The following is a 5,288-nucleotide window of genomic DNA, read 5'->3' as shown; positions in this document are numbered from 1 at the left end:
GTTGGCTCGCAATGACGCTGACATACCTTCGCGTTCAACAGGCAGCCCGGCTTTGAGAGGCGTCGCGGCGAGCAACGGAGCGGCGATGTCCGGACCTGTCATTTTCACGATATCCGCCGCCTGGGATCGGGAGGCTTCGGTCTGGAGCGGGCATTGTGACGACATACCGGCCGCCGCCGACGCGCCGACCTTCGACGAATTGCTGGACAAGATTTCCCCGATGGCGCTCGATCTGTTACCGGACAGTCACCCGGATGTTGCTCCGGAATCGGTGTTCCTGCAGATCACTGCGTTGCGCGTAGCTGATCCGGTCGCAGGCTGAATGGCGCCGCAGTTCGATCGCGGGCTCCGCGATTTGCTGCGGCGGTTCCGCTCCATACCAAAACGGCCGGTTCTTTCGACCCGGCCGCTCAAAACTCTAACCGATTTCGCTGGTTCAGCTGGCCGTCGCCACCGGCTCGGCCGCCTTCTTCTTCTCGATCGCGCGCTTCAGGTCCAGCGCGCGGGGCGACAGCACGTCCGCCTTGGCCTTCAGCAAAAACGCATCCAGGCCGCCATTGTGGTCGACGCTTTTCAGCGCGTTGGTCGAGACGCGCAGGCGCACGTTGCGACCGAGCGCGTCCGAGATGAAGGTGACGTTGCACAGGTTCGGCAGGAAACGCCGCTTGGTCTTGATGTTGGAGTGGCTCACCTTGTGGCCGACTTGCGGGCCCTTGGCCGTCAGTTCGCAGCGCCGCGACATTTTCGAAAATCCTCTGTCATCCCCGCCTTCAGGCAGCGCGCTCTCGCGCCACGCGGGGGTCCAAATTCCGTCCATTTCCAGGAACCGCGGACGTATAGGGGGTGAGGGACGGACCGTCAAGGTTTTAGCGCCCGATTGCAGCCCGGGATCGGCCGGTTTCCAAGCTGTTGCAGCGGCTTAAGCATCATATAAAGGGCGCATTCGCCGCCGAAATGAAGGTTCGCATTCCCTCGCGCGTTGATTGCCCGATCTTTTTTACTTAAATGACCCATTACATTCGCTCGCGCCGACGACAGGACCGCCCGTTCGTGACCCCCATCCGCTTCATCCCCCGGTCAGGGCTGTTGACCAGCCTTGTGACGAGCCTTGTTGTGGGCCTTGGCGCCGGCGCCTTGCTGTTGCTCGCGCCAGCGGCCGCGTCCGCGCAAGGCCGGCTGGATGCGCATTATGAGGCGTCGCTGGCCGGCATTCCCGTCGGCAAGGGCAGCTGGACCATCGAGATCGGCGACGACCAGTTTTCCGCCTCCGCGCAAGGCGGCACCTCCGGCCTGATGAAGGCGTTTTCCGGCGGCACCGGCTCGGGCGCCTCGCAAGGCCGCGTCGTCAACGGCGCGCTGGTCGCAAGCAGCTATACCGCGACCAGCACGACGGCGAAAAAGTCCGAAACCATCCGCATGGTGCTGTTGAACAACACCATCAAGGAATTTTCCATCGATCCGGAGCCGCCGGTCGATCCCGACCGCATTCCGGTCACCGACGCGCATCGCAGGAACGTGTTCGATCCGATGACCGGCTCGATGCTGCGGGTGCCGGGCTCAGGCGAAGTGCTGTCGCCCGATGCCTGCCGCACCGGCGCCGGCATCTTTGACGGCCGGCTGCGCTATGACCTCAAGCTCGATTTCAAGCGCATGGAAATTGTGAAGGCCGAGCGCGGCTATCACGGCCCGGCGGTGGTCTGCGCGATCTATTTCACCCCGGTCGCGGGCTATATCCCCGATCGCCCCGTCATCAAATACCTCGCCGCCCAGCGCAACATCGAGGTCGCCTTCGTGCCGATCGCCGGCACCCGCATCCTGGTGCCGTTCCGGATGACGATCCCGACCCCGTTCGGCCAGGCGATGCTGGAGGCCACCCAGTTCGTCACGTCAGCCGCGCCGCCGCGGGTGGCGAAGACGCAGTAGTGCAACGATACCGATGGAGCCGAACCTCTCTATCGTCGTTGCCGGGCTTGACCGGGCAATCCATCCTCTTGGGCAAGGGTTTTTTCGATGGATGCGCGGGTCAAGCCCGCGCATGTCGAGTTTTGGTCCGACTCCTTGCTTGACTCTTTCCCGCTTCTGATTCGACTCCGCCATCGCCCAAACTTTAAGGATTTCGTCGTCAAACCGTCGCTTGTGGAGCCGCCTCAAACTTGATCTAGTGCCGCGTCGAGTGCACCAACGCGAGATGTTGCGGTGAACGAAGCCGGTCTTGGAATGAGTCAGCGATTCGGGCGCGATTCGTTCCCAACCCGTTCCAGAGCTTAAGCCGCGACCCGTCCAGCGTCGCATTGTGAAACACAATCAGACATTTGCGACGTCAGAAACCACCGGAAAATATGGCTTTCTCTTCCTCGTCCACGTTCGCCCATGAACGGGCTCCCGGCGCCGGCGTCACCGCCGTGCTGGGGCCGACCAATACCGGCAAGACCCATCTGGCGATCGAGCGGATGCTGGCGCATTCCTCCGGCGTCATCGGCCTGCCGCTGCGGCTGTTGGCGCGCGAGGTTTACAACAAGGTCGCCGACCGCGCCGGCGCGGAAGCCGTCGCGCTGATCACCGGCGAGGAGAAGATCAAGCCGAAAAATCCGCGCTTCTGGGTCTCCACCGTGGAAGCGATGCCAAGGGATCTCGACGTGTCGTTTCTCGCCGTCGATGAGATCCAAATCGCGGCCGATCTGGAACGCGGCCATGTTTTCACCGACCGCATCCTGCACCGGCGCGGCCGCGACGAGACGCTGCTGCTGGGGGCTGCCACCATGCGCCCGATCATCGAGCGGCTGCTGCCGGGCGCCTCGATCGTCACCCGGCCGCGGCTGTCGCAGCTCGAATTCTCCGGCGACCGCAAGATCAGCCGCCAGCCGCGGCGCACCGCGATCGTCGCGTTCTCGGCCGATGAGGTCTATGCCATCGCCGAACTGATCCGCCGCCAGCATGGCGGCGCCGCCGTGGTGCTGGGCTCGCTAAGCCCACGCACCCGAAATGCGCAGGTCGAGATGTTCCAGAACGGCGACGTCGATTATCTCGTCGCCACCGACGCGGTCGGCATGGGGCTCAATCTCGACGTCGATCACGTCGCCTTCGCCTCCGACCGCAAATATGACGGCTACCAGTTCCGAAGGCTCAACCCGTCGGAATTCGCGCAGATCGCGGGCCGTGCCGGCCGCGCCACGCGTAACGGCACCTTCGGCACCACCGGGCGCTGCGCGCCGTTCGAGCCGGAACTGGTGAACGCGCTGCAGAACCACACCTTCGATAGCGTGAAGATGCTGCAATGGCGCAATTCAAAGCTGGATTTCTCCTCGCTCGGCGCGTTGCAGGTGTCCTTGGCGCTGGCGCCCGCCCATGAGGCGCTGACGCGGGCGCCGATCGCGGAGGATCTGCGGGTGCTCGATCACGCCGCGCGCGACGGCGAGGTGCGCGACATGGCGCATGGCGCGGACGCCGTGGAACGGCTGTGGGACGCCTGCCAGATTCCCGACTACCGCAAGATCGCACCCGCCGCGCACGCCGAACTCGTGACCACGCTGTTCGGCTTCCTGATGCAAAAGGGCCGGATTCCCGACCCCTGGTTCGCAGCCCAGGTCGACCAGGCCGACCGCACCGACGGCGATATCGATACGCTGTCGGGCCGGATCGCGCAGATCCGCACCTGGACCTTCGTCGCCAACCGGCCGGACTGGCTGTCCGACCCCGACCACTGGCAGGGGATCACGCGCGAAGTTGAAAATAAACTGTCCGATGCACTGCATGAACGGCTCACGGAGCGTTTCGTTGACCGCCGTACCAGTGTATTGATGCGCCGCTTGCGGGAGAACAGCGTTTTGAACACCGAAATCGGCAAGACCGGCGAAGTGATCGTCGAGGGCCATGCGATCGGCCGGCTCGACGGATTCACCTTTGCGCCCGATGCGGCCGAAGCCGGCTCGGACGCCAAGGCCCTGCAGGCGGCGGCGCAGAAGGCGCTGGCCGGCGAGATCGATGCGCGGGCTGAAAAACTCGCCGCCGCCCCCGACGATCAATTCGTGCTGACCTCGGACGGCACCATCCGCTGGACCGGCGACGCGGTCGCCAAGCTCGTCGCCGCCGACGACGCGCTGCATCCGCGCATCCGCATCATCGCCGACGAGCGGCTGACCGGCGCGCCGCGCGACGCCGTGCAGGCGCGGCTCGATCTGTGGCTCAACACCCATATCGAAAAGCTGCTCGGGCCGCTGTTCGGCCTCGCCAAGGCCGAGGATGTTACCGGCATCGCGCGCGGCATCGCGTTCCAGCTGATCGAGGCGTTAGGGGTGCTGGAGCGCGCGAAAATATCGACGGAGATGAAGGATCTCGATCAGGCCTCGCGCGCGATCTTGCGCAAATACGGCGTGCGCTTCGGCGCCTATCACATCTATTTCCCGGCGCTGTTGAAACCCGCGGCGCGCGCGCTGGCCTCGCTGCTGTGGGCCGAGAAGCAGGACAATGTCGACATGGCGGCGCTGTCCGGCGCGCAGCACCTGGCGTCTAGCGGCCGTACCTCGTTCCCGGTCGACAAGGCGCTCGCCCGCGATGCCTATCGCGTGCTCGGCTACCGCCAGTGCGGCGAGCGCGCGGTGCGCGTCGACATCCTGGAGCGGCTGGCCGATCTCATCCGCCCCGCGCTGGCCTGGCGCGAGGCTTCGCCCGGCGAAAAGCCCGCCGGCGCGTTCGATGGCCGCGGCTTTGTGGTGACGCAGGCGATGACGTCGCTGACCGGCTCGGCCGGCGAGGATTTTGCCTCGATCTTGCGCGCGCTCGGCTATCGGATGGACCGTCGCCCGCCACTGCCGCCAAAACCGGTGGAGGTGGCCGAGACGGTTTCGGCCGAGACGCCTGCGGTAGAAGGCACGGTAGAGGCGCCGACCGAAGCGCCGTCAGAAGAAGTCGCGGTGGATTTGCCGGTGTCCGGTGGTCCCGGGCCGTCCGCGGCGTTGCTGCCGGATGTCGTGCTTGCGCCGGCGGCCAGTGAGGAACCGCCTGCGGTGGTCGAAACGTCGTCGGAGCCCCTAACTCAGCCCGAGCCGGCTGCGTCAGTGGAAACGGCGGCGGTGGAAGCGCCGCAGGAACCGCCCGCGGCTGAAACGCCGATCGAGACGGCAGCCGCCAGCGAAACTGCGCCCGTTGAGGCCGCCGCTACCGAGGCCAGCGCCGCGGAAGCCGCGTCCGAAACGCCGGCGACGCCCGAACTGATCGAAGTCTGGCGGCCGGGCGGCCGCGCCGACGAGCGTCGCCCGCATCATGATCGCCACCGTCATCGCCGCCACGGC

The 5,288-nt window shown here is 65.7% G+C and carries 4 protein-coding genes; 3 read left to right on the top strand and 1 reads right to left on the bottom strand.

Going from position 1 to position 5,288, the window contains the following annotated elements; translation table 11 throughout:
- The first annotated feature begins 85 nt into the window (after nt 1–85).
- Nucleotides 86–322, top strand: coding sequence for a DUF1902 domain-containing protein (locus WCE35_RS25835; protein WP_424596141.1), 237 nt, complete (start codon nt 86–88; stop codon nt 320–322).
- A gap of 114 nt (nt 323–436) precedes the next feature.
- On the opposite strand, the gene rpmB is transcribed toward WCE35_RS25835, so the two are convergent.
- Nucleotides 437–742 carry a 50S ribosomal protein L28 gene (rpmB, locus tag WCE35_RS25830; protein ID WP_424596140.1) on the bottom strand — a complete coding sequence of 102 codons (306 nt, stop codon included), beginning with the start codon at nt 740–742 and terminating at the stop codon, nt 437–439.
- Nucleotides 743–1,140: 398 nt separating this feature from the next.
- Between rpmB and WCE35_RS25825 the strand changes: the two genes are divergently transcribed.
- Both WCE35_RS25825 and WCE35_RS25820 read left to right on the top strand, forming a co-directional pair.
- Nucleotides 1,141–1,923: a DUF3108 domain-containing protein gene (locus WCE35_RS25825; protein ID WP_424596142.1), complete on the top strand. Its 783-nt coding sequence runs from the start codon at nt 1,141–1,143 to the stop codon at nt 1,921–1,923.
- Nucleotides 1,924–2,339: 416 nt separating this feature from the next.
- Nucleotides 2,340–5,288, top strand: a 2,949-nt coding sequence (locus tag WCE35_RS25820) for a helicase-related protein (RefSeq protein WP_424596139.1), incomplete at its 3' end; no start/stop codon positions are given.

Origin of the sequence: Bradyrhizobium sp. (genome assembly GCF_049691595.1) — a bacterium.
Taxonomy (GTDB): Bacteria; Pseudomonadota; Alphaproteobacteria; order Rhizobiales; family Xanthobacteraceae; genus Bradyrhizobium.
The sequence above is the reverse complement of the archived record's forward strand: the minus strand, read 5'-3'. Positions and strand labels throughout refer to the sequence as shown.